The organism is Streptomyces sp. NPDC093089 (assembly GCF_044754405.1).
In the GTDB taxonomy this organism is placed as follows: Bacteria; Actinomycetota; Actinomycetes; order Streptomycetales; family Streptomycetaceae; genus Streptomyces.
Map to the genome: position 1 here is coordinate 368481 of NZ_JBIVPA010000010.1, position 16606 is coordinate 385086.

At 71.7% G+C, this 16606-nt stretch carries 16 protein-coding genes and 1 rRNA gene; 3 read left to right on the forward strand and 14 right to left on the reverse strand.

The annotated features are described in order from the left end of the window. Window positions 1-199: 199 nt before the first annotated feature. The 5 genes from ACIQFX_RS25075 to ACIQFX_RS25095 form a co-directional block, all read right to left on the reverse strand. The gene (locus ACIQFX_RS25075; RefSeq protein WP_367824607.1) at window positions 200-1870 is read right to left on the reverse strand and encodes a uroporphyrinogen-III synthase; all 1671 of its coding nucleotides are present in this window, start codon (window positions 1868-1870) and stop codon (window positions 200-202) included. Then, window positions 1867-2853: a hydroxymethylbilane synthase gene (gene hemC / locus ACIQFX_RS25080; protein WP_402467337.1), complete on the reverse strand. Its 987-nt coding sequence runs from the start codon at window positions 2851-2853 to the stop codon at window positions 1867-1869. The genes ACIQFX_RS25075 and hemC overlap by 4 nt, the downstream gene beginning before the upstream one ends. Continuing rightward, entirely contained in the window at window positions 2850-4205 is a 1356-nt protein-coding gene (locus tag ACIQFX_RS25085) for a glutamyl-tRNA reductase (RefSeq protein WP_402467340.1), read from the reverse strand. The genes hemC and ACIQFX_RS25085 overlap by 4 nt, the downstream gene beginning before the upstream one ends. Beyond that, window positions 4202-4996, reverse strand: coding sequence for a redox-sensing transcriptional repressor Rex (locus ACIQFX_RS25090; RefSeq protein ID WP_402467343.1), 795 nt, complete (start codon window positions 4994-4996; stop codon window positions 4202-4204). The genes ACIQFX_RS25085 and ACIQFX_RS25090 overlap by 4 nt, the downstream gene beginning before the upstream one ends. A 272-nt stretch (window positions 4997-5268) precedes the next feature. Further along, window positions 5269-5550, reverse strand: coding sequence for a glutaredoxin family protein (locus ACIQFX_RS25095; RefSeq protein ID WP_402467346.1), 282 nt, complete (start codon window positions 5548-5550; stop codon window positions 5269-5271). 129 nt (window positions 5551-5679) lie between these two features. Here ACIQFX_RS25095 and ACIQFX_RS25100 point away from each other — a divergent pair, with 129 nt between their 5' ends. From ACIQFX_RS25100 to ACIQFX_RS25110, 3 genes are all read left to right on the forward strand, one after another. Next, window positions 5680-6642, forward strand: coding sequence for an HAD family hydrolase (locus ACIQFX_RS25100; RefSeq protein ID WP_402467348.1), 963 nt, complete (start codon window positions 5680-5682; stop codon window positions 6640-6642). A gap of 460 nt (window positions 6643-7102) precedes the next feature. Next, window positions 7103-7882, forward strand: a complete 780-nt coding sequence (locus ACIQFX_RS25105) for an ECF subfamily RNA polymerase sigma factor, BldN family (RefSeq protein ID WP_402467351.1) — start codon at window positions 7103-7105, stop codon at window positions 7880-7882. A gap of 298 nt (window positions 7883-8180) precedes the next feature. Beyond that, the gene (locus ACIQFX_RS25110) at window positions 8181-9416 is read left to right on the forward strand and encodes a DUF5667 domain-containing protein (RefSeq protein WP_402467354.1); all 1236 of its coding nucleotides are present in this window, start codon (window positions 8181-8183) and stop codon (window positions 9414-9416) included. Window positions 9417-9506: 90 nt separating this feature from the next. Here the strand turns inward: ACIQFX_RS25110 and ACIQFX_RS25115 are convergent, their stop codons facing one another. The 9 genes from ACIQFX_RS25115 to rrf form a co-directional block, all read right to left on the reverse strand. After that, on the reverse strand, window positions 9507-10553 hold the full coding sequence (locus ACIQFX_RS25115; RefSeq protein ID WP_402467357.1) for a lysophospholipid acyltransferase family protein: 1047 nt from the start codon (window positions 10551-10553) through the stop codon (window positions 9507-9509). A 16-nt stretch (window positions 10554-10569) separates the two neighbouring features. Further along, window positions 10570-11652, reverse strand: a complete 1083-nt coding sequence (locus ACIQFX_RS25120) for an NAD-dependent epimerase/dehydratase family protein (RefSeq protein WP_402467360.1) — start codon at window positions 11650-11652, stop codon at window positions 10570-10572. Window positions 11653-11791: 139 nt separating this feature from the next. Continuing rightward, the gene (locus tag ACIQFX_RS25125; RefSeq protein ID WP_003948845.1) at window positions 11792-11890 is read right to left on the reverse strand and encodes a 30S ribosomal protein bS22; all 99 of its coding nucleotides are present in this window, start codon (window positions 11888-11890) and stop codon (window positions 11792-11794) included. Between the two features lie 163 nt (window positions 11891-12053). After that, entirely contained in the window at window positions 12054-12263 is a 210-nt protein-coding gene (locus tag ACIQFX_RS25130; protein WP_376490835.1) for a helix-turn-helix domain-containing protein, read from the reverse strand. A gap of 127 nt (window positions 12264-12390) precedes the next feature. Next, on the reverse strand, window positions 12391-13206 hold the full coding sequence (locus tag ACIQFX_RS25135) for a phosphatase (RefSeq protein ID WP_402467364.1): 816 nt from the start codon (window positions 13204-13206) through the stop codon (window positions 12391-12393). 207 nt (window positions 13207-13413) lie between these two features. Further along, complete coding sequence (locus ACIQFX_RS25140) at window positions 13414-14589, reverse strand: acetoin utilization protein AcuC (RefSeq protein WP_402467367.1); 1176 nt, start codon at window positions 14587-14589, stop codon at window positions 13414-13416. After that, window positions 14558-15760: an MFS transporter gene (locus ACIQFX_RS25145; RefSeq protein ID WP_402467370.1), complete on the reverse strand. Its 1203-nt coding sequence runs from the start codon at window positions 15758-15760 to the stop codon at window positions 14558-14560. Before ACIQFX_RS25145 ends, ACIQFX_RS25140 begins: the two co-directional genes overlap by 32 nt. A gap of 43 nt (window positions 15761-15803) precedes the next feature. Beyond that, window positions 15804-16451, reverse strand: coding sequence for an HAD family hydrolase (locus ACIQFX_RS25150; protein WP_402467373.1), 648 nt, complete (start codon window positions 16449-16451; stop codon window positions 15804-15806). 67 nt (window positions 16452-16518) lie between these two features. Beyond that, a 5S ribosomal RNA gene (gene rrf / locus ACIQFX_RS25155) occupies window positions 16519-16606 on the reverse strand; the annotation flags it as partial.

Here is a 16606-nt window from a genome sequence, read left to right on the forward strand (position 1 = left end):
GCACAACGGGGTGGACCAGGCCGGACCGAGCCGGACCGGACAAGGGTGCGGCGCCCGTTGTGGCACAACGGGGTGGGCCGGGCACGGGGCCTGGCACCGCACCAGGCGGACGATCGCCCACAACGGGGGGCGACCACGCCCACCGCACCCCACAAAAAGGTGCGGGCCCCCGAAGGGACCCGCACCCGAGAAAACCCACCTACGTCGTACGACGCCTCCGCGCCCCCGGCCGACGCTCACTCGGCCGCGTCACCGGATCCCCCGCCTCGCGCGCCGCCTCCCGCCGCCGCAGACCGAAGTCCGCCAGCGCCTCGGCGAGCTTGTGGACGGAGGGCTCGGGCGACAGGACGTCGACCCGCAGGCCGTGCTCCTCCGCGGTCTTCGCGGTGGCCGGCCCGATGCAGGCGATGACCGTGACGTTGTGCGGCTTGCCGGCGATGCCGACGAGGTTCCGCACGGTGGACGAGGACGTGAAGAGCACGGCGTCGAACCCGCCGCCCTTGATCGCCTCGCGCGTGTCCGCCGGCGGCGGCGACGCGCGTACGGTCCGGTAGGCGGTGACGTCGTCGACCTCCCACCCGAGTTCGATGAGCCCGGCGACCAGCGTCTCGGTCGCGATGTCGGCCCGCGGCAGGAAGACGCGGTCGATCGGGTCGAAGACCGGGTCGTACGGCGGCCAGTCCTCCAGGAGACCGGCCGCGGACTGCTCGCCCGACGGCACCAGGTCCGGCTTCACGCCGAAGTCCACCAGGGCTGCGGCGGTCTGCTCGCCCACGGCGGCGACCTTGATCCCGGCGAAGGCGCGCGCGTCGAGCCCGTACTCCTCGAACTTCTCGCGCACGGCCTTGACCGCGTTCACCGAGGTGAAGGCGATCCACTCGTACCGTCCGGTGACGAGCCCCTTGACCGCCCGCTCCATCTGCTGCGGGGTCCGCGGCGGCTCGACGGCGATGGTCGGCACCTCGTGCGGCACGGCGCCGTACGAGCGCAGCTGGTCGGAGAGCGAGGCGGCCTGCTCCTTGGTGCGCGGCACGAGGACCCGCCACCCGAAGAGCGGCTTCGACTCGAACCACGACAGCTGGTCCCGCTGGGCCGCGGCACTGCGCTCGCCGACCACGGCTATGACCGGCCGGTGGCCCTCGGGCGAGGGGAGGACCTTGCCCTGCTTGAAGACCTGCGCGATGGTGCCGAGCGTCGCGTTCCAGGTGCGCTGGCGGGTGGTGGTGCCGGCGATCGTCACGGTGAGCGGGGTGTCCGGCTTACGGCCTGCCGCCACCAGTTCACCGGCCGCCGCGGCGACCGAGTCCAAGGACGTCGAGACGACGACGGTGCCGTCGGAGGCTCCGACCTCGGCCCAGCACCGCTCGTCGGCGGTGCGGGCGTCGACGAAGCGCACGTCCGTGCCCTGCGCGTCGCGCAGCGGCACACCCGCGTACGCGGGCACGCCGACGGCGGTGGCGACTCCGGGGACGACCTCGAAGGGGATGCCCTCGGCGGCGCAGGCGAGCATTTCCGCTCCCGCGTACCCGTCGAGGCCGGGGTCGCCGGTCACCGCACGGACGACCCGCCTGCCGCCCCTCGCGGCCTCCATGACAAGATTGGCGGCATCCCTCAACACGGGGACACCGGCGGCTGTTGACGCCTCGTCGACAACCGTCAGTTCAGGCGTGCTCACCCCCGCGCGTGCATGGCCGCGAACGACCTCGAGCACCTCCGGCTCGGCGATCAGGACGTCCGCTCCCGCCAGGGCTTCGACGGCCCTGAGGGTCAGTAGTCCGGGGTCGCCCGGGCCTGCGCCGAGGAACGTCACGTGTCCGTGGCCGGTGAAGGCCGGGGACAGGGGGCTGGTGGTCGGGCTGGTGGGGTTCAAAGTGCTCGCTCCCCCATAAGACCGGCCGCGCCCTTGGCGAGCATTTCGTCCGCGAGTTCGCGTCCGAGCGCCATGGCCTCGTCGTGCGAGGTGGGTACGGGTCCGGTGGTGGACAGCTGCACCAGCGTCGAGCCGTCGAGGGTGCCGACGACGCCGCGCAGGCGCATTTCGGTGACAACCTGCCCGTGACCGGGGTCGTCGGCCTGGAGGTCGGCCAGCGCACCCACGGGTGCGGAGCAGCCTGCCTCGAGGGCGGCGAGCAGGGATCGCTCGGCGGTCACGGCGGCCCGGGTGTGCGGGTCGTCGAGCGCGGCGAGCGCGGCGACGAGGTCGGCGTCGGACGCCGGACACTCGACAGCCAGTGCCCCCTGACCGGGGGCGGGCAGGACGGAGTCGACCGACAGGTGGTCGAGCGACAGGGAGCCGGTGAGCTCCGCCGTCCCGCCGATGCGGTTGAGGCCGGCCGCGGCGAGAACCACCGCGTCCAGTTCACCGCTGTGTACGAAGCCGACCCGGGTGTCGATGTTGCCCCGGATCGGGACGCAGGTGAGTTCCAGGCCGTGGTTGCGCGCGTAGGCGTGCAGCTGTGCCATCCGCCGCGGCGAGCCGGTGCCGACGCGCGCGCCCTTGGGCAGCGTGTCGAGCGTGACGCCCTCGCGGGCGATCAGCACGTCGCGCGGGTCCTCGCGCCGCGGGATGGCGGCCAGGACGAGCTCGGGGTGCTGGGTGGTCGGCAGGTCCTTCAGGGAGTGGACGGCGAAGTCCACCTCGCCGGCGAGCAGCGCGTCGCGCAGGGCGGCGACGAAGACGCCGGTGCCGCCGATCTGCGCGAGGTGCTCCCGGGAGGTGTCCCCGTACGTCGTGATCTCCACGAGCTCGACGGGCCGGCCGGTCAGCTGCCGGACGGCATCGGCCACGTGCCCGGACTGGGCCATGGCGAGCTTGCTGCGCCTGGTCCCGAGCCTCAGTGCCCTCTCGGTCATACTCGCCCTCGGTTCTTGACGTCGGCGTCATTCAGGTCGGCCCGGCTGACAGAAGCCACCGTCTCCGGGTCGAGGTCGAAGAGTGTCCGCAGCGCGTCCGCGTACCCGGCTCCGCCGGGCTCGCTGGCCAGCTGCTTGACCCGCACGGTCGGCGCGTGCAGGAGCTTGTCGACCACCCGGCGCACGGTCTGGGTGATCTCGGCGCGCTGCTTGTCGTCGAGGCCGGGGAGCCGGCCTTCGAGACGGGCGACCTCACTGGCCACCACGTCGGCGGCCATGGTGCGCAGGGCGACGACGGTGGGGGTGATGTGGGCGGCGCGCTGGGCGGCGCCGAAGGCGGCCACCTCGTCGGAGACGATGCCCCGCACCTGGTCGACGTCGGCGGCCATGGGCGCGTCGGCAGAGGCCTCGGCGAGCGACTCGATGTCGACGAGCCGGACACCGGGGATGCGGTGCGCGGCGGCGTCGATGTCGCGGGGCATGGCGAGGTCGAGCAGGGCGAGCGGGGTGCCGCGGTCCCGTACGGCGGCCTCGACGGCCTCGCCGGTGAGGACGAGTCCGGTGGCGCCGGTGCAGGAGACGACGATGTCGGCACGTGTCAGTTCGTCGCCGACGGCAACCATCTCGACCGCGCGTGCGACCACCCCCGTGCCACCGGGCTCGTTCAGGATCTGGGCGAGCCGCTCGGCGCGGGCCAGGGTGCGGTTGGCGACGACGATCTCGGAGACGCCGGAGCGCGCGAGCGTGGCGGCTGCCAGGGAGGACATGGAGCCGGCGCCGATGACGAGGGCCTTCTTGCCCTTGGCCCAGGTGTCGACGTCGGTGTCGTCGGCGAGCTGCTCGAGGCCGAAGGTGACGAGCGACTGCCCGGCCCGGTCGATGCCGGTCTCGCTGTGGGCGCGCTTGCCGACCCTCAGGGCCTGCTGGAACAGGTCGTTGAGGAGGCGTCCCGCGGTGTGCAGGTCCTGGCCGATGGCGAGGGCGTCCTTGATCTGGCCGAGGATCTGGCCCTCGCCGACGACCATGGAGTCGAGCCCGCAGGCCACCGAGAAGAGGTGGTGGACGGCCCGGTCCTCGTAGTGCACGTAGAGATAAGGAGTGAGCTCGTCCAGGCCGACGCCGCTGTGCTGCGCGAGCAGCGTGGACAGTTCGGCGACTCCGGCGTGGAACTTGTCCACGTCGGCGTAGAGCTCGATGCGGTTGCAGGTGGCCAGGACGGTGCCCTCGGCGGCCGGTTCGGCGGCGAGGGTGTCCTGGAGGAGCTTGGCCTGGGTGTCCGCCGACAGCGAGGCGCGCTCCAGGATGGAGACGGGGGCGCTGCGGTGGCTCAGGCCGACGACGAGGAGGCTCATGCCGGCATCACCGCGGGGATGTCCCCGTCGGGTCCCTTGCGGCCGCTGCCCGTGGTGCGCGGGGCGGGCGGTGCGACGGCCGCGGGGGTCTCGGTGCCCGTGTCGGGGCCGCTCTCGGCGCCCGCTTCCTCGCCGGCCTTGCGCTGCTCGTGGAAGGCGAGGATCTGCAGCTCGATGGAGAGGTCGACCTTGCGCACGTCCACGCCGTCGGGCACGGAGAGCACGGTCGGGGCGAAGTTCAGGATGGAGGTGACTCCGGCGGCGACGAGCCGGTCGCAGACCTGCTGGGCGACGCCGGCCGGGGTCGCGATGACGCCGATGGAGACGCCGTCCTCGTGGATGATCTTCTCGAGGTCGTCGCTGTGCTGGACGGGGATCCCGGCGACCGGCTTGCCGGTCATCGCGGGGTCGGCGTCGATCAGCGCGGCGACCCGGAAGCCGCGGGAGGCGAAGCCGCCGTAGCCGGCGAGCGCGGCACCGAGGTTGCCGATGCCGACGATGACGACCGGCCAGTCCTGGGTGAGGCCCAGTTCGCGGGAGATCTGGTAGACGAGGTACTCGACGTCGTAGCCGACCCCGCGGGTGCCGTACGAGCCGAGGTAGCTGAAGTCCTTGCGCAGCTTCGCGGAGTTGACGCCCGCGGCGGCCGCGAGCTCCTCGGAGGAGACCGTGGGTACGGAGCGCTCCGACAGCGCGGTGAGTGCGCGCAGATACAGCGGAAGCCGGGCGACGGTGGCCTCGGGAATTCCTCGGCTACGGGTCGCCGGTCGGTGAGTTCGGCCAGTTGCCACGGTGCTCCTGCGGGATGAGCGGGGCTGCAGGCGGCCATATGTCCCAAGACCGCCCCGTCGAATGCAGGCTATGTCTTTGTGAACGCGTGCACAAAGATGGTGTCCGTTTTGTCCGGCCAAAGTGACCGGGGTCACGCGGCCGGTTCCTGTCGTCGCGGAACCGGGGAGTGCGTCAGCGCGTTGGGAACCCGAAGGGGGCAAAGCCGCACACACCTCTCACGACGCCGCCCCCGAAAGCCAACAAAACGTCCATGATGGTAACCGCCTTTCGGTCACGCACCCAGTTCGCGCCGGAGCCGCTCGGCGTCAACACGCCAGAACGTGTGCTGCTCGCCGTCGACCAGAACCACCGGAATCTGCTCCCAGTAAGCCCGGTGGAGCTCCTCGTCCCCGGAGATGTCCTTCTCCTCCCAGCGTGCACCCGTCTCCGCGCACACGGCCTCGACCACCGCGCGGGCGTCGTCGCAGAGATGGCACCCCGGCTTGCCGATCAGCGTCACGGTGCGCGACGCGGGGTCGGCCTTCTTCTTCGTCCGTCCGAACATGGCGTCCATTCTGTCCCCTGCGGGCGCGACCCCGCCCCGGACCGGACCACCCCCGATTAACAGGGGAGCCCCACACTGTTCACGCCCCGGCATCGTCACAAGTCGGGAAGTACCGAACAGACTGGCTATGCTCACGATATGGCCGCTCTGGGATGGCTCACCCCCCGTAGGCGCTCCGCCACCGCGCGCAGCGTCCTCGCAGGCGAGGCCGCTGCCGAGGCAGCGCGCAAGTCCTCGCTCCAGCTGGAGAGGGAGCGGGAGGAGGCGGCCGCGGCGACCGGCGCGGCCGAGGCCGAAGCGCCGGCCGAACCCGAGTTCCCGGTCGTCGGCGACGTGCGGGCGGCCGCCTTCTTCGACCTCGACAACACCGTGATGCAGGGCGCCGCGATCTTCCACTTCGGCCGCGGCCTCTACAAGCGGAAGTTCTTCCAGCGCCGCGAACTCGCCCGGTTCGCCTGGCAGCAGGCCTGGTTCAGGCTCGCCGGCGTCGAGGACCCCGAGCACATGCAGGACGCCCGCGACAGCGCGCTGTCCATCGTCCAGGGCCACCGCGTCTCCGAACTGATGTCGATGGGCGAGGAGATCTACGACGAGTACATGGCCGACCGCATCTGGCCGGGCACCCGCGGTCTCGCCCAGGCCCACCTCGACGCGGGCCAGAAGGTCTGGCTGGTCACGGCCGCCCCGGTCGAGACGGCCACGATCATCGCCCGGCGCCTCGGCCTGACCGGCGCGCTGGGCACGGTCGCCGAGTCCGTCGACGGCGTCTACACCGGCAAGCTGGTCGGCGAGCCCCTGCACGGACCGGCCAAGGCCGAGGCCGTACGGGCCCTCGCCGCCGCCGAGGGCCTCGACCTGAGCCGCTGCGCCGCGTACAGCGACTCCCACAACGACATCCCGATGCTCTCGCTGGTCGGCCACCCGTACGCGATCAACCCCGACACCAAGCTCCGCAAGCACGCCAAGGACCGCGAGTGGCGGCTGCGCGACTACCGGACCGGCCGCAAGGCCGCCAAGGTGGGCATCCCCGCCGCCGCGGGACTGGGCGCCCTCGCCGGCGGCACGGCCGCCGCGGTCGCCCTGCACCGCCGCCGCCACTGACACCGACACCGACACCGACACCGACACCCCGCGAGGATCACGCCGTCCGGCACGTCGCCCCGGTGCCGATACGTTTCGGCTGCGATCATCTGCGACAACCCCGGACCAACCGCCCTCACCCGTCCGTGGTCGAACACGACCGCACAGGTCGACCCCCAGGCATTCCGGACTCCTTACCCAGCAGCGGCCACGATCACTCACCCGCCCCGCACTTGAGCACAACGCAGCGTGCGCGCAGTCACAGCCGAAAGCAAAGCGATCAACAACTAGTCACGAACCAGGCCCTTTTCCGACTGCAAGCAGTGACGGAAACGACGGAATCGGTGATTTGAGCAACTGGGTGTAGTGCTGCCTGTACGAAGCGTTATTCTCCTCAGACGCACAAAGGACCCCTCGCGTCGTCACGACGGGTGAACGGTCCCGCACTGCACGTGATGGAAGCTCTGCCTCTGGGAGTCCCGTGTACCCACACGTCGGGGTTGACACCTCGGGCCTGGCTACGCTGCGCGCAACGGTCCTCGACCACTTGCGCGGCTTCGTCCCCACCGCGTACGCCGGCCCTGTCCCCGCCTTCGCCGCACCGGCACTCGCCGGCCCTTGCTACGCCCTGGCCGACGGCGGAGCCGCCGTGGGCAGGCGTGGTGCGCGCTCCGCCACCTCGACCACCCACCGTCGGCCCAGCGCCGACAGCGACAGCGCCCGGATGATGGACCTGGTCGAACGGGCCCAGGCCGGCGAGGCCGAAGCGTTCGGCCGCCTGTACGACCAGTACAGCGACACGGTCTACCGCTACATCTACTACCGCGTCGGCGGGAAGGCGACCGCGGAGGACCTCACCAGCGAGACGTTCCTGCGCGCCCTGCGCCGGATCTCCACCTTCACCTGGCAGGGCCGCGACTTCGGCGCCTGGCTCGTCACCATCGCCCGGAACCTGGTCGCCGACCACTTCAAGTCCAGCCGCTTCCGCCTCGAGGTCACCACCGGCGAGATGCTCGACGCCAACGAGGTCGAGCGCAGCCCCGAGGACTCCGTCCTCGAGTCGCTCTCCAACGCCGCCCTCCTCGACGCGGTCCGCCGCCTCAACCCCCAGCAGCAGGAGTGCGTGACCCTGCGCTTCCTCCAGGGCCTCTCGGTCGCCGAGACCGCCCGGGTCATGGGGAAGAACGAGGGCGCCATCAAGACCCTCCAGTACCGGGCCGTCCGCACCCTGGCCCGGCTGCTCCCGGACGACGCCCGCTGACCGCCGCACACCCCCCACACGCATTCCCCCACCACGGGCGGCACTCCCCCGTCCGTCCGTCCCCCCACGCCCCCACGACCCCCGCCCAACTCACAGTCGGTGACGCCTCGGTGACGCACTGGTCCGATCATCTTTCGCGCGTAACCCAAGTGCCGCGCCGCTCGTTGTGCGGGATGCAGGCTCCCTGTGGACACGCCATGTCCGCATCCACTCACTCTTTCGTGTGGATGCGCTCAAGGTGTGCAACCTTCCGGACACCTCGGGGAGTCGACCGTCATGACGAGAGGAGGTGCCGCCAGTGATCGCGAACGTATCAACGCACCGGCGGGCGAACGCCTTCGCCCAGGCCCTGGAGGACCGGGCGTCCGAGGGCGCGGCGGCCGAGCAGCCCGAAGCCCCGGCCGAGCCGGCCGAGCAGGGGCGGCTGTTGGCCTTGGCGAACGGTCTCGGCGAACTGCCGAAGCCCCAGCTTGACCCCGAGGTCAAGGTGGTGCAGCGAGCCCAGCTCGTGGCCGCCATGGAAGCGATGCTCATGGAGGGGAACGCGGCCGCGGGCCCTACGGTGCCGGAGCAGCGGACGTCCAGCGGCAAGGGGACCCACCGGGCCTCCCCACTCCGCAAACTCCGCCCCCGCTCCCGCTGGACCAAGGGCCTCGCCGCCGGCGGTCTCACCGTCGGTGTGGCGGCGGGGGCCTTCGGCGGAGTGGCCGCTGCCAGTTCCGACGCCCTGCCCGGTGACTCGCTCTACGGGCTCAAGCGGGGCATGGAGGACATCAAGCTGGGAATGGCGGACGACGACGCGGACCGCGGCGGCATCTACCTCGACCAGGCCTCCACCCGGCTCAGCGAGGCCCGCAGACTCATGGAACGCGGCCGCTCCGGCGACCTGGACCACGAGTCCCTCGCCGAAATCCGCCGGGTCCTGGGCGGAATGAAGCACGACGCCAGCGAAGGCCACCGCCTGCTCCGCCAGGCGTACCAGCGGGACGGCGAGATCGCCCCGATGGCCCGGCTCAACTCCTTCGCCCAGGCCCACCGGGACACCTGGAACGGCATCCGCGACCGACTCCCCGTCCAGCTGGCGGACGTCGGCAGCGAGGTGACGCACGTCTTCGACGCCATAGACGAAGACGTCGAGCCGCTCCAGTCGATGCTGCCCCGCACACCCGACCGGGGCGCGATCGGCTCCGAGGGCCCGAGCAGCAGGCCCGACGTCCCGAGCGGCGGCCAGGGTTCGGACACCCAGCGTCCACCGTCCTCGGACACGGCTCCGCCGGGCAGCCACTCGGCACCGCCCCGCCCGTCCGGCCCCAGCTCGGGCACCAGCCCGAGCACGGACAGCGGAACCGGCTCACCGGAGGACGACGGTCTCCTCGGCGGCAGCGCCGGCGGACTCCTCAAGCCCTCCCCGACCGGCACGCCGACGGGCCCCGCCGACAGCCAGCCGACAGCCGACGTTCCCGACGTCACCCTTCCGCCACTCCTGCCGGGCCTCCTTCCGGGCCTCGGCATCGACAGCGAGGACGCTCGCTAGCAAAGAGAGGGGCGCCCCCACGGACGGGGGGCGCCCCTCTCTTCTTGCCCGAAAACAACCGACCGGAGGAGCGCCTCTCAGGAGAGCACCTCAGAAGAACACCGACCGCCGCTGCACCAGGAGCTTGTACAGCGTGTGCTGGATCTGCTCCCGCACCTGATCCGTCAGGTTGAACATCAGCATCGGGTCCTCCGCCGCCTCCGGCGCGTACGAGTCCGTCGGGATCGGCTCACCGAACTGGATGGTCCACTTCGTCGGCAGCGGCAACGCACCGAGCGGCCCCAGCCACGGGAACGTCGGGGTCAGCGGGAAGTACGGCAGGCCGAGCACCCGTGCCAGGGTCTTGGCGTTCCCGACCATCGGGTATATCTCCTCGGCACCCACGATCGAGCAGGGCACGATCGGCACCCCCGCCCGCAGCGCCGTCGACACGAAGCCGCCCCGCCCGAACCGCTGGAGCTTGTACCGCTCTCCGAACGGCTTCCCGATGCCCTTGAAGCCCTCCGGCATCACCCCGACGATCTCGCCGGCCCGCAGCAGCCGCTCCGCGTCCTCCGCGCAGGCCAGCGTGTGCCCCGCCTTGCGGGCCAGCTCGTTGACGACCGGCAGCACGAAGACCAGGTCCGCGGCGAGCAGCCGCAGGTGCCGCCCGGCCGGATGGTGGTCGTGGACGGCGACCTGCATCATCAGCCCGTCCAGCGGCAGGGTCCCCGAGTGGTTGGCGACGATCAGCGCCCCGCCGTCGGCCGGGATGTTCTCGACGCCCTTCACCTCCACCCGGAAGTACTTCTCGTACAGCGGGCGCAGCAGCGACATCAGGACCTGGTCGGTGAGCTCCTCGTCGTAGCCGAACTCGTCGACCTCGTACTCGCCGGTGATCCGCCGCCGCAGGAACGCGAGCCCGCCCGCCAGCCGCCGCTCCCAGCCACCGCCGCCGGCGCCGGTGTCCTCCGCCGCCCCGGCGCCGTCGTCGCCGCTGTGCGGGCCCGCCACGCCCGGGGCCTCCCCCGGCGCCCGGGCGTCCGTCTGCGGCCCCGGGAGGGCCCGTACGGCCGCCGTCTCGCCGTCGGCCCGGTCGGGCCGACGGCGAGCCCGCGAGCGGTCGTCGTCGAACGGAATGACCTTGGCGTCCGCCATCGCTTGTCGGGTCTCCTCAGGCGCCGTCGTGAACAGGGGGAACAGGGGTTACGGGTGGGGCGGAGGCCGCGGTCCCGAGCAGCCGCCCGGCGAGCCGGTCCACCGCGCCCGCGAGCGTCTCCGGCGGCAGCAGCCCCGGCCCGCGGCCGCGTACGAAGGCGGCGAAGGCCTCCGCCGTGGTGTGCCGCGGCGAGAAGCCGAGGACCTCGCGGGTCTGGACCGTCGACACGACCCGGCCGTGCGTGAGCAGCCGGATCTGCTCGGGAGCGAAGTCGGTGATCCCGACCGTGCGCAGCGCCGTCCCCACCCAGGTGACCGCGGGCAGCAGCACCGGCACGGTCGGCCGCCCGAGCCGCCGCGCGCACTGGGACAGCAGCAGCACCCCGTCCCCGGCCACGTTGAACGTGCCGCTGTTCAGGGTCGCCCTGCGGGGCTCGTGCGCCGCCAGGCGCAGCACGTCGATCACGTCGTCCTCGTGGACGAACTGCAGCCGGGGGTCGTAGCCGAGGACGGTCGGCAGCACCGGCAGCGCCAGGTACTCGGCGAGCGGGGAGTCGATGCGGGGCCCGAGGATGTTCGCGAACCGCAGCACGCACACGGCGACGTCCGGCCGGCGCCGGGCGAAGCCCCGCACGTACCCCTCGACCTCGACGGCGTCCTTCGCGAAGCCCCCGCTCGGCAGCGACTTAGCGGCGGTCGTCTCGGTGAAGACGGCCGGGTCGCGGGGCGCGGAGCCGTAGACGCTCGTACTGGACTTGATCACCAGCCGGCTGATCCGCGGGGACTTCTGGCAGGCGCCGAGCAGCTGCATGGTGCCGATGACGTTGGTCTCCTTGACCGACGTCCGGCCGCCGGCGCCGAGCGCCGTACCGGTGACGTCCAGGTGGACCACCGTGTCGACGTCGTGCTGGGCGAGGACCTTCGCGATCTCCGGCCGGCGGATGTCGGCCCGGACGAACTCGGCGGCGCCGAGCCGGTGCTCCGGTTCGACCGCGTCCACCGCGATGACCCGCTCCACCTCGGGGTCCCGCTGGATCCGCCGCACGAAGCGGCCGCCGAGATGCCGTGCGGCACCGGTGACGAGCACGACCTTGCCCAAGATCAGCGCCTTCCGTCCGTCTTCCGTTGGTCGCCACCGTAGCGCCTCGAGATTTCGGCGCAATAAAAAACGCGGCCCTCCACCGCGAACGGTGAAGGGCCACGTCTGACGCACCAAATGCTGCGGTGCAGCTGTCGCCTTACTTCTTGTTGCGACGCTGAACGCGCGTGCGCTTGAGCAGCTTGCGGTGCTTCTTCTTCGCCATCCGCTTGCGCCGCTTCTTGATAACAGAGCCCACGACTACCCTCGCTCACTTCTCGGAACATCCCCGCCTCCCGGCGGGGATCGGTGCGGGGCGTCTGGGCCCACACGACCTACGTCGGCCTAGCCTACCGCCCCGAGCACCGCGCTTGTAATCCGAGGGCCGCACGGAGCTCTCCCGGTGTTGTCCCGCGCGCTCGCTACGCGGTCCCCACCCCCACGAAGGACTCCTTCAGGTACTCGTGAACCGCCTGTTCCGGCACCCGGAAGGACCTGCCCACCCGAATCGCCGGCAGATGACCGCTGTGCACCAAGCGGTACACGGTCATCTTCGAGACGCGCATCACCGCGGCGACTTCCGCCACGGTCAGAAACTTGACCTCGTTGAGAGGTCGTTCGCCAGCAGCCATGACCCACCTGTACCTTCCGCCGCGACGCACACCGGCTTCCCCTCCGGTGACTCTTCGTCGCCGAGCGCTCACTCTCCAGACTAGGGGCGGGTGGTACGAGTGGGGAAGAGGAGCTGCCATCGGCCGTTTACCGTGACAGACACGCTCGATTGAGTACATAGCGCGTGAGGGGCCGGTAGTAGTCGGAGCGCACGCCGTCATCGAGTGGAACGGCCACCGACACCTGCCCCTCGGCCTCACCGACGAACAGTGCCGGATCATCCGTATCGGCGAGACCGATGGCCTCGATACCCAGCTGACCAGCACCGCAGACCCATCCGTGGTCCCCGACCACCAGCTCCGGCAGCGGCCCGCCGCCCTCGGCGGCGGTCTCGAGAGCGGCCCTGACCGGCAGCGGCGAGTGCGAGTGCGCCCCCGGCTCACGCCCTCCACCTGACGGCCCCGGCTCTCGCACCAGCGCGACCCCCCGTACGTAGTCGAGGAGGTACGTGCGTACGCCGAACCGGGTCGTTATGTCGACACATCGCCCCTGCGCCGGTGTGAGGACAAGACATCCCGCCGCCGACAAGGCGTCTGCGAGAGCGGCGTAGAAACCGAGCAGACGATGCGGATGCCCCGTCCCGAGCAGCACCGGAACCCGCCCCGCGGCCGCCGCGCCCAACCGCGCGGCGAAGGCGTCGAGCCCCCTCAACGTACGCTCCGGATCGATGACGTCCGGCCCCGACCGGTGCGCCGGATCCCCCGACACCCCGCACTTGTCCGCCATCAGCCGCAGCAGATCGGCCTCACCCCACCCCCAGGCGGGATCCAGCCCCAGCAGCACCCGCGGATCCCGCGCGGCAAAGAGCCGGTAACTCCGCAGGCTCTCCTCCCGCGACGTCGCCACCGTCCCCGCCAACCCCGCCGCCAACAGATGCGCCCGCAGCGCCCCGGTACTCAACACCCACCCGATGCTGCCGGAACCCCCTCGCCCCGGAGTCGAAACCACCCGGACACCGCACAGTCGGCGTAACACCCACGCGCACGTTCCCCCGCCCCGCCCCGAGACACTGCGAAACCCCGGACGAACAGTCCCGCAGCCCCGGACGACCAGCCCCGCAGCCTCAGGCGAACAGTCCCGCGGCCGCCCCGCGGCCCCGGACGAGCGGCCTCAGGCGAGCAGCCCCCGCAGCGGAAACGCCGCCTTCCGCGTCGCCAGCACCGCCTGGTCGAGCCGGTCGGCCGGGTCGTACCCCTCCGCCCAGTCACGGAAGCCCACCGGCCACCGCCCGTCCGTCATCCGCGCCGGCCCCAACTGCCGGGTCCGCGCGTACACCTCGTCCCGCCACGACGACGGCACCACCGACTCAGGATCCACCGGAGCGTGCGCCGCGATCCCCACCAGATGCGTCCACGACCGCGGTACGACGTCCACGACCGCGTACCCGCCACCGCCCAGCGCCAGCCATCGCCCGTCGGCGTACTCGTGCGCCAGCTCGTGACACGCCTCCTGCACCGCCCGCTGCGCGTCCAGCGACACCGCCAGGTGCGCCAGCGGATCCTCGAAGTGCGTGTCCGCCCCGTGCTGCGTCACCAGGACCTGCGGCCGGAAGTCCGCAAGCAGCTCCGGCACCACCGCGTGGAAGGCCCGCAGCCACCCCGCGTCCCCCGTCCCGGCCGGCAGCGCCACGTTCACCGCCCCGCCCTCGCCGACCCCCGCCGACCCCGTCTCCTCGGGCCACCCCGTCTGCGGGAACAACGTCCGCGGATGCTCGTGCAGCGACACCGTCAGGACCCGCGGGTCATCCCAGAACGCCGCCTGCACCCCGTCCCCGTGGTGCACGTCCACGTCCACGTACGCGACCCGCTCCGCGCCCAGTTCGAGGAGCCGCGCGATCGCCAGCGACGCGTCGTTGTAGATGCAGAACCCCGAGGCCGACCCCGGCATCGCGTGGTGCAGACCGCCCGCGAAGTTCACCGCGTGCGCCGCCTCCCCGCGCCACACCGCCTCCGCCGCCCCCACCGACTGCCCGGCGATCAGCGCCGACACCTCGTGCATCCCGGCGAACGCCGGATCGTCGACCGTGCCGAGCCCGTACGCCTGGTCGGCACGGCGCGGATCCACCGACGCCGCCCGCACCGCCGCGACGTAGTCCTCACGGTGCACCAGCCGCAGCGTCGACTCCCCGGCGGGCTTCGCCGACACCACGTCGACCGCCCGGTCGAGCCCGAAGGCCCGCACCAGCGACATCGTCAGCGCGAGCCGTACCGGATCCATCGGATGCTCGGACCCGAAGTCGTACTGCGTGACAGCTTCATCCCACATCAACAGTGCGCGGCCGCTCATGCCCGCCACCGTATCGGGCCTCCCTCGCGCCGAACGACGTGGCGTACACCACCGTCACCAGGACGAGCACCATCGGCACGACCATCGCCCCCCGGTAGCTCCACGCGTCCCCCAGCGCCCCCACCAGCGGCGACCCGATCAGGAATCCCACGTAGTTGAAGACGTTGAGCCGCGCCACCGCCGCGTCGCTGTTCCCCGGGAACAACCGGCCCGCCGCCGCGAACGTCTGCGGCACGATCACGCTCAGCCCGAACCCCAGCAACGTGAACCCGGCGATCCCCGCCCAGGCCCCCTGCGCCACCGACACCACCGCGAAACCGAGCGCCGCCAGCACCGCCCCGCCCCGCACGACCGCCGCGGCCCCGAGCCTCCGCACCCCCAGGTCCCCGATGGCCCTCCCGAGCAGCGTCGTCACCATGTACGCGTTGTACGGCACGGTCGCCAGCTCCTCCGAACTGCCGAGCACGTCCTGCAGGTACTTCGCGCTCCAGTTGGAGACCGTGGAGTCCCCGATGTACGCGAACGTCATCACCAGGCACAGCGGCAGCAGCAGCCGGAACGCGATCCCGCCGCTCCCCTTGCCCTCCCCCGCCTCCTCCGCCGGCCCGTCCCCACCGGCCACGTACCACCGGCTCCCCACCAGCGCGACGGGCAGCAGCACCGCCACCACCGGCAGGTACGACGTGAACAGCGACAGGTGCCAGTGCGCCCCCGCCCATGCCAGCGAGGCCCCCGCGATCCCTCCGAGGCTGTACGAGGCGTGGAAGCCGAGCATGATGCTCCGCCCGTACGCCCGCTGGAGGCTCACCCCCAGCATGTTCATGGAGGCGTCCAGGGCGCCGACCGCGATCCCGAACAGCCCGAGGGCCACCGCCGCCGCCCACAGCTCCGACCCGACCCCCACCGCCAGGAGCGCGAGCAGCACGAACGGCTGCGCCCACCGCAGCACCACCGCCGGCCCCACCCGCGCGACGAGCTTCTCGGTCGCCACGCTCGCCACCCCGGCCAGGATCGGCACGGCGGCCAGGAACGCGGGCAGCAGCCCGTCCGATATCCCGTACCGGTCCTGGATCGCCGGTATCCGCGTCACGAGCAGGGCGAAGGTGACCCCCTGCACGAAGAAGCTGAACGCCAGGGATCCCCGCCCACGCCGCAACCGCGCATCCGTCATGGCGGCACAGCGTAGGGCGGGAAACTACCGCTGGGTAGATGGATCACATCCCCAAAATCGCGGGGAGCTCGTCCATCCTCGTGAAGAAGCCCTTGGCCCCCGCGAGCTTCTCCTCCGGGGTCATCGCGGTGAACCCGTACACGTCCATCCCGGCCGCCAGCGCCGCCTGCACCCCGAGCCGGCTGTCCTCCACCACCACGCACCGCTCGGGCGCCACCCCCATCCGCTCGGCCGCGTGCAGGAACAGGTCCGGCGCCGGCTTCCCCCGGCCGACGTCCTCGGCACTGAAGACGATCCCGTCCCGGAACCACGCGTCGAGCCCGGTCTTCCGGTGCCCCACCCGAATCCGCTCGTGACTCCCCGACGACGCCACGCAGTACGACACCCCGGCCTCGGCCAGCCCCTTCAGTACGTCCCCGGCACCGGCCACCGCCTCCAACTCCCGCTCGAACGCCGCGAAGACCCGCGCGTGGAACGTCTCGTCGAAGCCCTCGGGCAGCCGCTCCCCGCTCCGCTCCTCGACCAGCTCGTGGATCCGGTGCATCGCCGACCCCATGTAGTCCCGCACCGACTCCTCGTACGTCGTGGGGTGTCCGAGCTCCGTCAGATAGCCGGCCAACAGCGTGTTGGAAATCGGCTCGCTGTCCACGAGCACACCGTCGTTGTCGAAGATGACCAAGTCGTATCGCATGACCACAGCCTAGAACGCAAAAATGCCTCAACCCCCGGACATTGTCCGGGGGTTGAGGCTAATGATTGTTCGGCGGCGTCCTACTCTCCCACAGGGTCCCCCCTGCAGTACCATCGGCGCTGAAAGGCTTAGCTTCCGGGTTCGGAATGTAACCG